This window comes from Streptomyces sp. BYX5S (assembly GCF_054724165.1).
On record NZ_CM138829.1, the window covers coordinates 5,839,322 to 5,853,774 of the forward strand.

General features: G+C 71.6%; 11 protein-coding genes. 4 read left to right on the forward strand and 7 right to left on the reverse strand.

Annotated elements, in window-relative coordinates; all coding sequences use genetic code 11:
* The first annotated feature begins 25 nt into the window (after positions 1-25).
* Both ACYBSK_RS26470 and fxsT read left to right on the forward strand, forming a co-directional pair.
* Positions 26-379 carry a hypothetical protein gene (locus ACYBSK_RS26470; protein WP_457479729.1) on the forward strand — a complete coding sequence of 118 codons (354 nt, stop codon included), beginning with the start codon at positions 26-28 and terminating at the stop codon, positions 377-379.
* Positions 380-497: 118 nt separating this feature from the next.
* Entirely contained in the window at positions 498-3,602 is a 3,105-nt protein-coding gene (gene fxsT, locus ACYBSK_RS26475) for an FxSxx-COOH system tetratricopeptide repeat protein (RefSeq protein WP_460243604.1), read from the forward strand.
* On the opposite strand, the gene hydA is transcribed toward fxsT, so the two are convergent.
* The 6 genes from hydA to ACYBSK_RS26505 all read right to left on the reverse strand — a co-directional run bounded on the left by hydA (position 3,599) and on the right by ACYBSK_RS26505 (position 10,755).
* On the reverse strand, positions 3,599-5,005 hold the full coding sequence (gene hydA, locus ACYBSK_RS26480; protein WP_460243605.1) for a dihydropyrimidinase: 1,407 nt from the start codon (positions 5,003-5,005) through the stop codon (positions 3,599-3,601). The two genes, fxsT and hydA, sit on opposite strands and share 4 nt — an antisense overlap.
* 25 nt (positions 5,006-5,030) lie before the next feature.
* Positions 5,031-5,873 carry a nitrilase-related carbon-nitrogen hydrolase gene (locus ACYBSK_RS26485; RefSeq protein ID WP_460243606.1) on the reverse strand — a complete coding sequence of 281 codons (843 nt, stop codon included), beginning with the start codon at positions 5,871-5,873 and terminating at the stop codon, positions 5,031-5,033.
* A 117-nt stretch (positions 5,874-5,990) separates the two neighbouring features.
* Positions 5,991-7,538 carry a PucR family transcriptional regulator gene (locus tag ACYBSK_RS26490; RefSeq protein WP_460243607.1) on the reverse strand — a complete coding sequence of 516 codons (1,548 nt, stop codon included), beginning with the start codon at positions 7,536-7,538 and terminating at the stop codon, positions 5,991-5,993.
* Positions 7,539-7,608: 70 nt separating this feature from the next.
* Positions 7,609-8,904 (reverse strand): aspartate aminotransferase family protein, encoded by a 1,296-nt coding sequence (locus ACYBSK_RS26495; RefSeq protein ID WP_460243608.1) that lies wholly within the window; start codon positions 8,902-8,904, stop codon positions 7,609-7,611.
* Between the two features lie 194 nt (positions 8,905-9,098).
* Positions 9,099-10,364 (reverse strand): hypothetical protein, encoded by a 1,266-nt coding sequence (locus tag ACYBSK_RS26500; protein ID WP_460247105.1) that lies wholly within the window; start codon positions 10,362-10,364, stop codon positions 9,099-9,101.
* A gap of 139 nt (positions 10,365-10,503) precedes the next feature.
* A complete protein-coding gene (locus ACYBSK_RS26505; RefSeq protein WP_457479736.1) occupies positions 10,504-10,755 on the reverse strand; it encodes a helix-turn-helix domain-containing protein in 252 nt (83 codons plus the stop codon).
* A 62-nt stretch (positions 10,756-10,817) separates the two neighbouring features.
* On the opposite strand from ACYBSK_RS26505, the gene map reads away from it, so the two are divergent.
* Positions 10,818-11,585 carry a type I methionyl aminopeptidase gene (map, locus tag ACYBSK_RS26510; protein WP_457479737.1) on the forward strand — a complete coding sequence of 256 codons (768 nt, stop codon included), beginning with the start codon at positions 10,818-10,820 and terminating at the stop codon, positions 11,583-11,585.
* 147 nt (positions 11,586-11,732) lie between these two features.
* On the opposite strand, the gene ggt is transcribed toward map, so the two are convergent.
* Positions 11,733-13,550, reverse strand: a complete 1,818-nt coding sequence (ggt, locus tag ACYBSK_RS26515) for a gamma-glutamyltransferase (protein ID WP_460243609.1) — start codon at positions 13,548-13,550, stop codon at positions 11,733-11,735.
* 103 nt (positions 13,551-13,653) lie between these two features.
* Here ggt and ACYBSK_RS26520 point away from each other — a divergent pair, with 103 nt between their 5' ends.
* Positions 13,654-14,427 (forward strand): hypothetical protein, encoded by a 774-nt coding sequence (locus tag ACYBSK_RS26520; protein ID WP_460243610.1) that lies wholly within the window; start codon positions 13,654-13,656, stop codon positions 14,425-14,427.
* The last annotated feature ends 26 nt before the right edge of the window (positions 14,428-14,453 follow it).

A 14,453-nucleotide genomic window follows, 5' to 3' on the forward strand; every position in this document is an offset into this window, starting at 1 on the left:
CAAGCAAGTCTCAGGTGGAGCGGCTATGTCGAACGCGTGGAAAGTCACCATGATCGTGATCGCGGTGGCAACTATGGTGTCGACTCCATTGGTCTGGCTGCTGAACGGCCCCGGCGGTGGGGAACTGGTGGGCGCGTCAGTGCAGGCCGCCGTGGGGATCGCCGCGTTGCTCTGGGCGCTGCTGCAGCATCCGCAACAACCGACGCGCGACCGAGCCTTGCGCACCGGCGATGCTCGCGCCGAAGACGGCGCAGTGGCACACACCGGCATCAGGCGCTCCGGCGGGCCCGGCCGGAGAACTGCGAGCGTGCGGCGGACAGGGAAGGCGACTGCACGTGGCCGGGGCTCCAGCGCCAGCAGCGGTATCGACCAGAACTGACCGGGCCAGGCAGCGCGAAAGACAGGGCAGGGAGATGTTCCAACGCAAGCAGGGCCAACAGGTCTCGCACACCGGGAATGCCCACGGCAGTGGGGGTGCCATCGTGAACACGGGGCACATGGAGATCGAGGCGTTGACAATGCAGGCCGGCCCGCAGCCACCGGCGTCCTGGCCGCATCAGGTCGGTGTGATCCCTCCGGCGGCCCGCGTGTTTCAGCAACGTGGGGAGGCGGTCCGTCTACGGTCCGCACTGGACACCGGCGGGACGGTGGTACTCCGTCAGATTCTGGCCGGGATGGGCGGGGTGGGCAAGACGCAACTGGCCGCCGACTTCGCCCGCACGGCGTGGAGCGACACCGCCGTCACAGGAGGTCTGGACGTACTGGTGTGGGCGGACGCCAGCACCAGAGACGCGCTGGTATCGACGTACGCTCAGGCGGGTGTCGAATTGTGCCGGGCCGACCCCCACGCGTCCGAACAAGCGGCACGCGCCTTCCTGGCGTGGCTGGCCCCCAAGGCGGGTGCAGCTGTGTGTCGCTGGCTGATCGTTCTCGACGACCTCAATGACCCCAACGATCTGCGCGGCCTGTGGCCGCCCGCGCATCCGATGGGCCGCACTCTGGTGACCACACGACGCCGCGACGCCGCGCTCACGCACAACAACCGGCAACTCATCGACGTCGGTGTCTACGGCGCGTCCGAGGCGGTCGCTTACCTCCGTGACGCTCTCAGGGGCCACGAAGACTGCGCAAGCACCGAGCAACTCGTAGCACTGGCAGAGGATCTCGGCCGTTTGCCGCTCGCCCTGTCCCAGGCCGCGGCCCACCTGGACGACACCCGTGAAAGCGTCGCCGACTACCGAAGGCTCTTGGCTGACCGGACCTCACCGCTCTGCGACGCTGCTCCTGATGCACTGCCCGACGATCAGGCTGTGCCGTTCGCCGCGGCATGGTCGCTGTCCATCGAGCGGGCCGACGCACTGCGCCCGGCCGGTTGGGCACGGCCCATGCTCGAACTGGCTTCGCTGCTGGCCCCGAGCGGCGTCCCCCACGAGGTATTCACCAGCGGGCCAGTCCTCAAATACCTCGACGAATACTCTCCAGGGCCTGGTACGGCACACGCCAGGTGCGCGTCGGCCACACCCCGGGAGGCCGCACGGGCGCTGACAGTGCTGCACCGGCTCAGCCTTGTCGAGTACAGCCCCACAACGAAGCACCAAGCCGTACGCGTCCACCAGCTCGTCCAGCACGCCACCCGCGACACGTTTGCACCCCACCGGCGCGAAGCAGCCGTCCAGACCATGGCCGACGCTCTCGTCTCGACATGGCCCGAGGTCGAACGGGACACCGCCCTCGCGCAGAGCCTGCGCACCAATACAGCCGCTCTCACCCTGCACGCTGGTGAAGGGCTGTACCAGCCCTGTACGCACCCCGTCCTCATTCGGCTCGGTCGCAGCCTCGGCGAAGCGGGGCAGGCGGCAGCCGCCCAAGAACACTTCGAACGCCTCGCGCGCGCCTCTCACCACCACCTCGGTCCCGACCACCCCGACACCCTGCTCTCCCGAAACCACCGCGCCGTCTGGCAGGGAGAGGCGGGCGACACCGTCGGCGCCGCGGCAGCCCTCACCCAACTCGTCGAGGACGCCCTGCGGGCACTGGGTCCCGACCACGCCCACGTACTGCTCGCCCGGCACAACCTGGCCTATTGGCGGGGCATGGCCGGAGACGCAGCCGGGGCCCTGGACATGTTCACGGAGGTGGTGGAGGACGACGTACGCGTCCTGGGGCGGGATCACCCCGACACGCTCATGGCCCAGAACAACCTCGCGCGCTGGCGCGGGGAAGCGGGCGACGCGCGGGGGGCCGTGGCCGCGCTCACCAAAGCGGTGGAGAACGACGTACGGATTCTGGGACCGGATCACCCCGACACGCTCATGGCCCGGAACAACCTGGCCTTCTGGCTGGGCGAGGCAGGTGATCCGGACGGCGCCGTGACCGCTTTCGCCGAACTACTGGAGGACCGGTTGCGAGCGCTGGGCCCGGACCATCCTCACACCCTCCTCGCCCGGCACAACCTGGCTTATTGGCGTGGCACAGGAGGTGACGTGAACGGCGCGGTGCCACTGTTCGCCGATGTGCTGAAGGACCGCTTGCGTGTCCAGGGACCGAGTCACCCACACACCATTCTGGCCCGCCTCAATCTCGCGCGGTGGAAGGCGGAGGCGGGGCATCCGGAGACGTCCGTGGCCGAGCTCACCGAACTGCTGGAAGATCAGGTTCAGGTCTTGGGTCCGGACCACCCCAGCATCCAATCGGCGAGGGCCATGCTCGCGCTATGCAGGGGCATGGCGGGAGACCCTGCGACCGTGGCCGAGCAGACAAGCTTGGTCGACGACTTGCTGCGGACCCGGGGCCCGGAACATCCTCACACCCTTCTGGCTCGATACGGGCTCGCGCACTGGATTGGTGAGGCAGGTGACTCCGCCGGCGCCGTGGCCGGGCTCACCCAGGTACTGGAAGACTCACGGAGGATCCAGGGAGCGGACCACCCGACCACCCTCAACATCCAAACCACCCTGGGAAATTGGCTGGGCTCAGCGGGAGATAGCACCGGTGCCGTGGCCGTGCTCACCGAGGTGGTAGGACGGTCACAGCGCGTCCTGGGCGAAGGCCATTCTCAGGCCCTTCTGACCCGGCAACACCTCGCTCATTGGAAACGGGAGCATGACGCCTCCGGCGCGCTGGAGATCATGGCTGAGGTCTTGGAGGTCCAAGTGCGGACGCGAGGCCCGAAGCACTGTGACGCCTTTGCGACCAGGCAGTTGATCGCCGAATGGAGTGGGGAGGCCGGCGAGCCGGCCCGCGCCGCGTCCAACCTCACCGCGCTTCTGGAGGATCTGCTGCGCGTCGCGGGACCGGATGATCCGGCCACCCTCCTCGCCCGGCACAATCTGGCTTACTGGCGGGGCATGGCCGGAGACGCGGTCGGTGCCCGGACAGGGTTCGCGAAGACGGCCGAGGAGTCCCTGCGCGTCCTGGGGCCGGATCACCCGGACACTCTCCTTGCCCGTCACGGGCACGCCCAGTGGACGGGCAAGGCCGGCAATTCGGCCGACGCCGTGGACCTGCTCACCGACCTGCTGGACGACCAGAAGCGGATTCTGGGCCCTACCGACCCGTCCACCCTCGCCGTCCAGCAGAGCCTCGCCGACTGGACCGACTAGTTCAGGTACTGACAGGTGCCACGGGGCAGATACGTACCGTGCCCGGCCCGCCCCGTGAACTCCCGTTCCGTCACGACGAGTTCGCCGCGCGAGAGGACCGTCTCCACCCGCCCGGCGAGGCGCTTGCCCTCGTACGCCGAGTAGTCGACGTTCATGTGGTGGGTCCGCGCCGAGATGGTCTGTTCGGCGTGCGGATCGTAGATGACGATGTCCGCGTCGGCGCCCGGCGCGATCGTGCCCTTCTTCGGGTAGAGGCCGAACATCCGGGCCGGGGTGGCGCAGGCGATCTCGATCCAGCGGCGGCGGGTGATGTGGCCGTCGACGACCGCCTGGTGCAGGAGGTCCATGCGGTTCTCGACGCCCGGCATGCCGTTGGGGATCTTGGAGAAGTCGCCGCGTCCCAGTTCCTTCTGGCCGCTGAAGCAGAACGGGCAGTGGTCGGTGGAGACGACCTGGAGGTCGTTGGTGCGCAGGCCCCGCCAGAGCGCCGCCTGGTGCTCCTTGGGGCGCAGCGGCGTCGAGCACACGTACTTGGCGCCCTCGAAGTCCGGTTCCGCCAGGTTGTCCGTCGACAGGAACAGGTACTGCGGGCACGTCTCGCCGAAGACCGGCAGGCCCTCGTCCCGCGCCCGCGCCAGCTCCGCGACGGCCTCCTGCGCCGAGACGTGCACGACGTACAGCGGCGCGCCGGCGACCTGCGCCAGCTTGATCGCGCGGTGGGTGGCCTCCGCCTCCAGGAGGGATTTGCGGACCTCTCCGTGGTAGCGGGGGTCGGTCTCGCCGCGGGCGAGGGCCTGCTCGACGAGGACGTCGATCGCGATGCCGTTCTCGGCGTGCATCATGATCAGCCCACCGTTCTCCCCGGCCCGCTGCATCGCCCGCAGGATCTGCCCGTCGTCGGAGTAGAAGACGCCCGGGTACGCCATGAACTGCTTGAAGGACGTCACCCCCTCCCCCACCAGCAGGTCCATCTCCTTCAGCGTGTCCTCGTGGACGTCGGAGACGATCATGTGGAAGCCGTAGTCGATGGCGCACTGCCCGTCCGCCTTGGCGTGCCAGGCGTCGAGGCCCTCGCGCAGGGAGTGGCCGACGGTCTGGATGGCGAAGTCGACGATGGTCGTGGTGCCGCCCCAGGCCGCGGCCCGCGTGCCCGTCTCGAAGGTGTCCGCGGCGTACGTGCCGCCGAACGGCATCTCCATGTGGGTGTGGCCGTCGACGCCGCCGGGGATCACGTACTTCTGCGAGGCGTCGATGGTGCGCGCGTCCGTCCAGGACGCTGCGGTGGTGCTGCCGGTGGCCGCGAGGGCCACGACCCGGCCGTCCTCGACGAGGACGTCGGCGTGCATCTCGTCGGCGGCGGTGACGACGAGTCCGCCGCGGATGACCGTACGGACGGCGCTCATGTGCTCCTCCAGAGGTACGGGGGGGTTACGGACGGGTCAGCGGCTCGTACGCCTGCGGGTTGCGGTCGCGGTAGAACTGCCAGCGGTCGCGGACCTCCCGCAGCTTCGCCATGTCGAGCTCGCGGACGACGAGTTCGGGCGCCTTGTCGTCGGCGACCTCGCCCACGAACTGGCCCTCGGGGTCGACGAAGTACGAGGTGCCGTAGAAGTCGTTGTCGCCGTACTCCTCGACGCCCACGCGGTTGATGGCGCCGACGAAGTACTCGTTGGCGACGGCCGCCGCGGGCTGTTCCAGCTGCCACAGATAGCGGGACAGGCCGCGACTCGTCGCCGACGGGTTGAAGACGATCTGGGCGCCCTCCAGGCCGAGCGCGCGCCACCCCTCCGGGAAGTGCCGGTCGTAGCAGATGTAGACGCCGATCCTGCCGACGGCCGTGTCGAAGACGGGCCAGCCGCTGTTGCCGGGCCGGAAGTAGAACTTCTCCCAGAACCCCTTGACCTGCGGGATGTGGGTCTTGCGGTACTTGCCGAGGTAGCTTCCGTCGGCGTCGATGACGGCGGCCGTGTTGTAGAGGACGCCGGGCTGCTCCTCCTCGTAGACGGGCAGGACGAGGACGATGCCGTGCTCGCGGGCCAGGGCCTGGAAGCGCTGGACGACGGGGCCGTCGGGGACGGACTCGGCGTACTCGTAGAACTTCGCGTCCTGCACCTGGCAGAAGTAGGGGCCGTAGAACAGCTCCTGGAAGCAGAGGACCTGGGCGCCCTGGGCGGCGGCGTCGCGGACCGCCTGCTCGTGCACCTTGATCATGGACTCTTTGTCGCCGGTCCATGCGGTCTGGAAAATGGCGGCGCGGATCACGGGGCTCATCGGGACCTCCAAGGTTCTGCGACGGCTCGGGCGGTGCTGGCTGAGACGGTAGGGGGCGGTGGCGCGGCGGCCGAGTCGCAGCGTGTCACGCGCGGGGGCCGGGGGCGTTGCACGCTGTCACGTTCCCGACTGCGCGTCGTGCGCGAGCAGGGCCAGATGGACGGACGCGGCCTGCTCGAAGTCGTCGAGGTCGACGCCGAGCAGTGCCTCTATGGACTCCAGGCGGCGGTAGAGGGCGGGGCGGCTCATGTGGGTGAGGTGCGCGGTGCGGGACTTGTTGCGGCCGGTGGAGAGGTAGGCGCGCAGGACCGGGAGGAGGGTCTCCGTGTCGTCCTCCGACGCCAGGATGGGCCCCAACTCCCTTTCGGAGAAGGCCTGTACGCGGGTGTCGTCGCGCAGCTGCCGTACGAGGCCGCGCAGCCGTACGTCGCCGATCCGGACCACCGGTGGCAGGCCGGGCGGCGCCCCGGTGACGGCGTCGGCGACGTGCAGCGCCTCGCGCAGGGCCTCCGGCACGTCCTCCCAGGAGGTGCGGGCGGGGCCCGCCGCGACGACGGCCCGCGGGTCGCCGCTCTCGGCGCGCAGGCGCTGCGCGAAGTGCGCGGCGAGGGCGGCGGGGTCCTGGTCGCGGGCGAGGCTGAGGAGGACGGCGGTGGCCCGCTCGGCGAGCTCGGCGACGAGGCCGGGCATCCCCAACAGGCGGATGAGACGGTCGAGTTGGACGGGCGGGATGTCGCGCACGACGAGGGGGACGAAGGTGCGGCGGTTCACCGGGAGGCCCGCCGCGCGGGCGCGGGGCAGCAGTCCGCGGGCCGGGGCGGCGCCCGAGAGCAGGTCGGCGAGGAGACAGCGCGCCGACTGCTCCTCCCAGCTCGGCCCGGCCCCGGCCAGCAGGTGGTGCAGGACCAGCGCCTCCGCCGCCCGGTCCGCGAGCAGCCGCCCGGACACGGCGTCGCCCCGGTATCCGCACAGCACCACCGAACCCCAGCGCTCGCCCCGGCCGCCGAGTCCGGCGCGGATCCAGCCCTCGCCGTCGACCCCGCCGGGCCGGCGCGCGATCCGGCCCCAGTCGCGGAGCACGTCGTCGACGGCGGGGCGTTCACCGGCGGTGGCGAGGACGCGGTGGGCGAGGTTGGTGAGGACGACGGGGCAGCCGCTGTGGGCGGCGATCTCGTCGAGCAGCGCGTGGAGCGGGGCGCCCGCCGTGACGAGTCCGGTGAGCGCGGTGCGGATGCCCTCGGAGAGGCTGACGGCGGCGAACTTCCGTCGTACGAGGCGGGATTGCACCTCCTCCGTCAGCTCGGCGAAGGGGAACGGCCGGTGCAGCACCACCATCGGCAGCCCGTGCCGTTCGGCGGCGCGGCGCATCCCTTCCGGGGAGGACGGGAAGGCGCGGCCCAGACCGAGGACGAGGGCGGCGGCCTCCGCGCGGTGCAGGGACGCGATGTACTCGGCCTGGAGCCGCTCGTCGTCCGCGAGCAGGACGCCGGTGGTGAGGATCATCTCGCCGCCGCTGAGCATGACGCCGACGTCGGCGGCCTCGGCGACGTGCACCCAGCGGACGGGGCGGTCGAGGTGCCCGGCCGCGGCGACCACCTCCGGTTCACCGGCGGCGACGCGGTCGAGGGCGAGTATCTGGCGGACGGAGAGGGTGGGCGTGGTCATGGCTGAGGCTCCCTCGTGCGGAGCGGCTGTCCGGCGAACGGTCGCGGGGCTCCGCCCCGGACCCCGCGCCTCAAACGCCGGCGAGGCTGGATTTGAGCGCCCGCTCCAAAATTCCGGCCCCCTCCTCCGCCTCCGCCACCGTCAAGGTCATCGGCGGAGCGATCCGCAGGACGCTCGAATCGTGGCCGCCGCCCTTGCCGATCAACAGCCCCTGTTCGCGGCAGGCCTCGATGACCTGCGCCGCGTCGGGGCCGGGCCCCGGCCTCTCCAGCTCGATGCCGATCATCAGGCCGCGCCCCCGCACCTCCCGGACGCCGGGCGCGCTCGCCGCGATGGCGCGCAGGCGCTCGATGAGGAGTCCCCCGACCCGCCGGGCGTTGCCCTGGAGGTCGTGTTCGATGAGGTACGAGAGGTTGGCGAGGCCCGCCGCCATGGTGACCGGAGAGCCGCCGAACGTCGAAATGGAGTTGGCGTCGAGGCAGTTCATGACGTCGGCGCGGGCGACGACACCGCCGATCGACATGCCGTTGCCGATCCCCTTGGCGAAGGTGAGGAGGTCCGGCGGCCCGGACCGCCCGTGCGCCTGCCAGCCCCAGAAGTGCTCGCCGGTGCGGCCCCAGCCGGTCTGCACCTCGTCCGAGATCCACAGGATGCCGTGCTCGCGCAGGACCTCGCGGAACGCGGCGTACAGGCCGTCCGGCGGGGAGGTGAAGCCGCCGACGCCCTGGATGGGTTCGGCGATGAGCGCCGCCACGTTGCCCCGGGTCTGGCCGAGCATGTCGCGCAGGTCGGCGACGCAGGCGTCGATGAACTCGGCGTCGGGCAGGGCCGCGTAGGGCCCGCGGCCGCGCACGCCCCCGTGCACGTACAGCGTCTGGAGCGGGGACAGGCTCGTCGGTGACCAGCCGCGGTTGCCGGTGATGCCGACCGTGGAGAAGGAGCGGCCGTGGTAGCTGTTGCGCATCGCCAGGATCTGGTTGGAGCGGCGGTACGCGGTGGCGAGCAGCAGCGCCGCGTCGTTGGCCTCGGTGCCGGACGTGGTGAAGAAGACGCGGGCGTCCGGGATGCCGGACAACTGGGCGACGCGCTCGGCGAGTTCGACCATCGGGCGGTTCAGGTAGAGCGTCGACGAGTGGATGATCCGGCCCGCCTGTTCGCTCACCGCCTTCGTCACCTCGGGCAGCGCGTGCGCCGTCATCGTGGTGAGGATGCCGCCGAAGAAGTCGAGGTACTTGTTGCCCTCGGCGTCCCAGACGTGCCGGCCCTCGCCGTGGGTGAGCTCGATCGGCTCGTCGTAGTACAGGGCCAGCCAGTCCGGCAGGACGTGACGGTGGCGGTCGTGCAGAGAGGCTCGGGAGAGGGTCATCGGCAGCACTCCTTTTCCTTACGTCTCTACGCGGGCACGTCGGCTGTGTCCCCACGTATGACCTCTACGCACGTAGAACGGCGGTAGAGGGACGAACGTAAGCCCCTGGAGAGGGCTTGCCAAGGGCATCGTCGGCAACCCGCTGGATCGGTGCGGGCCCGGCACCCGTGCGGGTGACGGTCCGGGCCGCCGGTTCAGTGCGCGAGTCCGGCGACGCGCAGCGCGTGCACCACGTCCCAGTAGCGCTCGTCGGAGATCCGGCGGGCCGCGTCGAGGAGCAGCGGGACGAGCCGTTCGGGGGCGCCGCGCGCGGTGTCGGCCGCCTCTTCGGGGGTGCGCCCGCGCACGTATGCATCGAGGAGCGTGCGGACCTCGCGGTGGCGCCCCTGCGCGTCGAGCCGTCCGACGGCGTCGCCGAACTCGCCCGGCGGCCGCCCCATTCCCTGCCGCAGCACCTGCCGCCCGTCGTCGGCGCGGCCGGCCGCGGCCAGCGCTTCGGCGGCGGCGACCAGCCGGTCGGGCGGCAGCGACGCGACCTCCCACAGCAGGGTGGCCCAGTTGGGGCCGAGCCCGGCGTGCGCCAACTCGTCGGCGAGCAGCGGGAGATGGTCGACCGGACCGGCCGCCGCCTCGACGAGGACCATGTGCGCCTCACCGCTGCGGCCCGCGGCGCGGTGCTCGGCGAGGAGAGCGACGGTGGCCGCGGCACGGTGGTACGCGGTGGCGTCGAGCGGGGGCGGCGCGGGCTCCGCAGCGACGCCGTGGTCCGCCTCGGCACCGGCGAAGCGGGCGCCGGTGGGCGTAGGAGCGGGGACCGGCGGGGCGGCGGCCTCGGGCTCCGGTTCGGCCAGGGGCATCCCGGCGAAGCGGGCGCTGCCGCGGGGGCGGCGCTTGCGTTCCTTGGGAGCTGGAGCCGGAGCCGGGGCCGTAGGCGGAGGCGAGGGCGGCCGGTGGTCGGCTTCGGGGCCCAACTCCGCCAGCCGCGCGCCGAGTTCGGCGAGCCGGGCGGCCGCCCGCTCGTGGTCGTCGTGCGCCCAGGCCAGGTCGAGGCGGACGGCGTCGGCCTCCGCCGCGTCGGTGGCGGCGTCGAGGCGGGTGCCGAGTTCGTGGAGGCGCCGCGCCGCGTCCCGGCGCTCGCGCGTCATGAGGTCCATGCGGTCGGCGAGCAACTCCCGCCTGCCGGGAGCGGCGTCGTGGGCGCGCGCGGACGCCCGGTGCAGGGCGCGGGCGCGGGCCGCCTCCCGCTCGGCGTGTTCGGCGCCGGACGTCACGGCGAGGTCCTTCAGGAGCGCCTCGACCACGTCCCAGGGCGGCACTTCGACGCCCTCCAGACAGGCCCGCATACCCTCGGGGTCGCGCTGCCAGAAGACGCCGCACCAGCCGGCGCGCTGGTCGAGCCGGGCATTGAGACCTTGCAGATAGGTCGCGAAGTCCCTTACCCGGTCCGGGAGTTGTCCCACTTCCGCCACGCGCCCCGCCGATCGTCGCGCCCTCGAATGCTTCCTGGAGCCTTGTGCTCCGGAAGCAAACACCCCGCGTGTTACGGGCGCGCTACGCGCGTTTTTCGGGACGGGCACCGACGGCGGGGGCAGGCCCCGCTCAGGCCGGTGCCAGCGCGCAGTGCGCCACCAGCTCGTCCATGGAGAGCCCCAGCTCACGGGCGAGGGCGGCGACGGTGAAGAAGGCCGGGGTCGGCGCCCGGCCCGTCTCGATCTTGCGCAGCGTCTCGACGGAGACACCCGCCCGCGCGGCCACCTCGGTCATGCTGCGCCCGAGCCGCGCCTCGCGCAGCAGCCGGCCGAGGCGCTCACCGCGCTCGCGCTCTTCGGGGGTCAAGGGAGTTCGGACCATGCCCCCATCGTACCCGAGGCCCAATTTCTGTACCGGATTTAAATACCGGTATAGTTATTGGCATGGTGGAACTGAAGACGGACACATCGATCGACGCGATGCGCGAGGCGGGCCGGGTCGTGGCCGACGCCCTCGCCGCGGTACGGAAGAGTGCGGCGGTGGGCGTGAGCCTGCTGGAGCTGGACGAGGTGGCGCGCGGGGTGCTGCGCGCGGCGGGGGCGACGTCCCCGTTCCTCGGATACCGGCCGAGCTTCGCGCCGACGCCGTTCCCCGCGGTGATCTGCGCGTCCGTGAACGACGCGATCGTGCACGGGATCCCGACGACGTACCGGTTGCGGGACGGGGACCTGGTGTCGATCGACTGCGGGGCGCAGCTGGACGGATGGGCAGGGGACTCCGCGATCAGCTTCACGGTGGGGCGGGCGCGGCCGGATGACGTACGGCTGGTGGAGACGGCGGAGCGGGCGCTGGCGGCGGGGATCGCGGCGGCGGTCGTCGGGAACCGGATCGGGGACATCGCGCACGCGGTCGGCACGGTGTGCCGGGAGGCCGGGTACGGGATCCCGCAGGACTTCGGCGGGCATGGGATCGGGCGCCGTATGCACGAGGATCCGTCGGTGCCGAACGAGGGGCGGGCGGGGCGGGGGATGCGGTTGCGGCACGGGATGGCGCTGGCGATCGAGCCGATGGTGATCGGGGGCGGTGGTGACGGGTACCACGAGGCGCCCGACGGCTGGACCCTGCGCACCAATGACGGGTCCCGTGCCGCCCACGCGGAGCACTCCGTGGCCATCACGGACTCCGGCCCCCGCATCCTGACGGCCCCCTAGCCCCACGCTCGGGGCTCCGCCCCGAACCCCGCTGCTCAATCGCCGCAGGGGCTCCAAAAACCAACCCGGCGCACACCGGGACCACTGTCAAGCCCCTCCGGCGATTGAGGAGCGGGGGCCGAGGCGTAGGGGGAAGGGGGCCGAGAGCTACCGGCTGGGGTTCACCACCATGGCCGAGCCCCCGCCCCGCCGCACCCTCTCGGCCGCCGCCACCCACTCCCCACCCGACAACCTCTGCACACCCGTCGCCGCCCCGATCTCCGGATTCTCCTTGAACGAGTGACCGATCGCCTCCAACTTCCCGCGGACCGCACTCCCGTACAGCCCCGGCTCCATCTCCGTCTGCGCCGCATTGCGCTGACTCACCCGCGGCGCCGCGATCGCGTCGACCAGCGGCAGCCCCCGGTCGAGGAAGCCCGTCAGCGTCTGCAACACCGTGGTGATGATCGTCGCACCGCCCGGCGACCCGACCGCCACCACCGGCCTGCCCGCCTTGTCGAGCACGATCGTCGGCGAGATCGACGACCGGGGCCGCTTCCCGGGCCCCGGCAGGTTCGGATCGTGCACGCCCGCACTCGCGGGCGCGAACGAGAAGTCGGTCAGTTCGTTGTTGAGCAGGAACCCGCGCCCCGGCACGGTGATCCCGCTGCCCCCGGTGGACTCGATGGTGAGGGTGTAGGCGACGACGTTGCCCCACTTGTCCGCCGCCGTGAGGTGCGTCGTGTTCTCACCCTCGTACGTCGTCGGCGCCGCCTTGTCCCCGGCCGCACCGCACTTCCCGGGATGCCGCGGGTCCCCCGGCGCCACCGGACTGGTCAGCACCGCGTCGTCCTTGATGAGGCACTCCCGCGAGTCCGCGAACCGCTGCGACAGCAGCCCCTTCGTCGGCACGTCCTCGAACGCCGGGTCGCCCACCCAGCGCCCCCGGTCGGCGAACGCGATCCGGCTCGCCTCGATGAACCGGTGCAGGTACCGGACGTCGGACGCCTTGGACAGGTCGGTGTGCTCCAGGATGTTGAGGGCCTCGCCCACCGTCGTGCCGCCCGACGAGGACGGCGCCATCGAGTAGACCCCGAGCCCCCGGTACGACGTCCGGGTCGGCGCCTGGAACTTGGTGCCGTACGCCGCCAGGTCCTTCGCCGACAGCTCCCCCGGCCGCGCGTGGTAGCCCGAAGCCGGGTCCACGGGCGGGTCGTTGACCGTCCTCACGACATCGCGCCCGATGCCGCCCCGGTACAGCGCCCCCACCCCCTTGCGCCCCAACTCCTCGTACGTGCGCGCCAGATCGGGGTTCTTGAACGTCGATCCGACCACCGGCAGCTTCCCGCCCGGCAGGAACAGCTCCGCCGTGTCGGGGAAGTTGCGGAACCTGGTCTCGTTCGACGCGGTCTGCGAGCGGAACGTGTCGTCGACGACGAATCCCTCGCGCGCGAGCTTCGTCGCGGGCTTCAGGACGGAGCCGAGCCCGCGGCTTCCCCATTCGTCCAGCGCCGACTGCCAGGTGGCCGGCGTACCCGGCGTGCCCACGCTCAGCCCGCTGGTGGCCGCGTCGTTGAAGGCGAGCGGTTTTCCGTTCTCCAGGAAGAGGTCGGTCCCGGCCGTCAGCGGCGCCGTCTCGCGGCCGTCGATGGTGTGCACCGTGCGGGTCTTGGCGTCGTAGTAGACGAAGTAGCCGCCCCCGCCCACCCCGGACGAGTACGGCTCGGTCACCCCGAGGGCGGCGGCCGTGGCGACGGCGGCGTCCACCGCGTTGCCCCCGCGCCGCAGCACCTCGATACCGGCCGCGGACGCGTCCGCGTCGACGCTCGCCACGGCGCCGCCGGAGCCGACGGCGACCGGGGACTTGCCCGGACCGGGGCCCATGCCGGGGGCGGACGCGGACGAAGGGGGTGCGGCGGCGCCTACCGCCACCATGCTGCCCAGAGCAGCGAAGACCGACAGTTTCCGCACAACTGAACGTCTCATCAGTACCTCCAGTCAACAGCCGTCAGCGCAGCGTAACTTGACGGGCCCGCCCCGTCAGGACCCCCTCGAACCCGTGTCGAACAGACCGCTAGAGTGCGCCCCCATGACTGAAGACGTGCGCAACATCGTCCTCGGCCTGATCGCGGCGGGCATCAGCGCCTCGCTGGGCTGGCTTGCCCGCACCTACCTGTGGAAGCGCAGGCTGCGCCGCAAGCAGGGCTTCTTCGGGCTGCCCGACAACTCCGAGTCGCTGCTGGTGGTGAACCGCGACGCGGGCGGCCCCGAGCTGACGGTGAAGCGCCACGACGTCTTCGCCCTCCTCGAACTCTCCGCGCTCATCAAGGACTGCAACGCGCACGCCCAGGTCGTCGCCCACGACACGGCGCAGCAGGGCTTCGGGGAGCGTACGGAGTTCTGCGTGGGCGGGCCCGCCTCCAACAGACGCATGGCCGCGCACATGGTCAGTCTGCTGCCCGGCGTCCGCGTGAACACCGACCCCGAGCCGGGTCCGGACCGCGGCTCGTTCCAGATCGGTTCCGAGCGCTACCGTCTGGAGCCGGGCAGAACCGAGTACGTGCTCCTGGCCCGTCTGACCGCCGGTCCCGCCAATCCCGAGGCGCGGCCGGTGTTCCTGTTCTGCGGGCAGTTGCCCATCACCAACCAGGCCGCGACCCGCTATCTCGCCCGGCACCACGAGCGCCTGGCGCGCAAGCACGGCAACACCTCGTTCGTCCTGCTGCTGAAGGTCGTGAACTCGGGGGCGTACGGGCCCGACGTCGTCGAGGTGGTCTCCGACGTCACGCGGGCGGCCCAGGCGCCGCTGCCGTCGGCGCCGGCCAATGGCGGCCGGGCGGCGCACCGCGCGAAGAAGGACTGAGGGCCCGGGAAGGGCGGAGAACCAAG

Bases quoted from the DNA above. Each gene is read 5' to 3' on its own strand.
- map (WP_457479737.1), top strand. From the start codon at position 10,818: ATGGTGGAACTGAAGACGGACACATCGATCGACGCGATGCGCGAGGCG.
- ACYBSK_RS26490 (WP_460243607.1), bottom strand. From the start codon at position 7,538: ATGACCACGCCCACCCTCTCCGTCCGCCAGATACTCGCCCTCGACCGC.
- fxsT (WP_460243604.1), top strand. From the start codon at position 498: ATGGAGATCGAGGCGTTGACAATGCAGGCCGGCCCGCAGCCACCGGCG.
- ACYBSK_RS26520 (WP_460243610.1), top strand. From the start codon at position 13,654: ATGACTGAAGACGTGCGCAACATCGTCCTCGGCCTGATCGCGGCGGGC.
- ACYBSK_RS26495 (WP_460243608.1), bottom strand. From the start codon at position 8,904: ATGACCCTCTCCCGAGCCTCTCTGCACGACCGCCACCGTCACGTCCTG.
- hydA (WP_460243605.1), bottom strand. From the start codon at position 5,005: ATGAGCGCCGTCCGTACGGTCATCCGCGGCGGACTCGTCGTCACCGCC.
- ggt (WP_460243609.1), bottom strand. From the start codon at position 13,550: ATGAGACGTTCAGTTGTGCGGAAACTGTCGGTCTTCGCTGCTCTGGGC.
- ACYBSK_RS26470 (WP_457479729.1), top strand. From the start codon at position 26: ATGTCGAACGCGTGGAAAGTCACCATGATCGTGATCGCGGTGGCAACT.
- ACYBSK_RS26505 (WP_457479736.1), bottom strand. From the start codon at position 10,755: ATGGTCCGAACTCCCTTGACCCCCGAAGAGCGCGAGCGCGGTGAGCGC.
- ACYBSK_RS26485 (WP_460243606.1), bottom strand. From the start codon at position 5,873: ATGAGCCCCGTGATCCGCGCCGCCATTTTCCAGACCGCATGGACCGGC.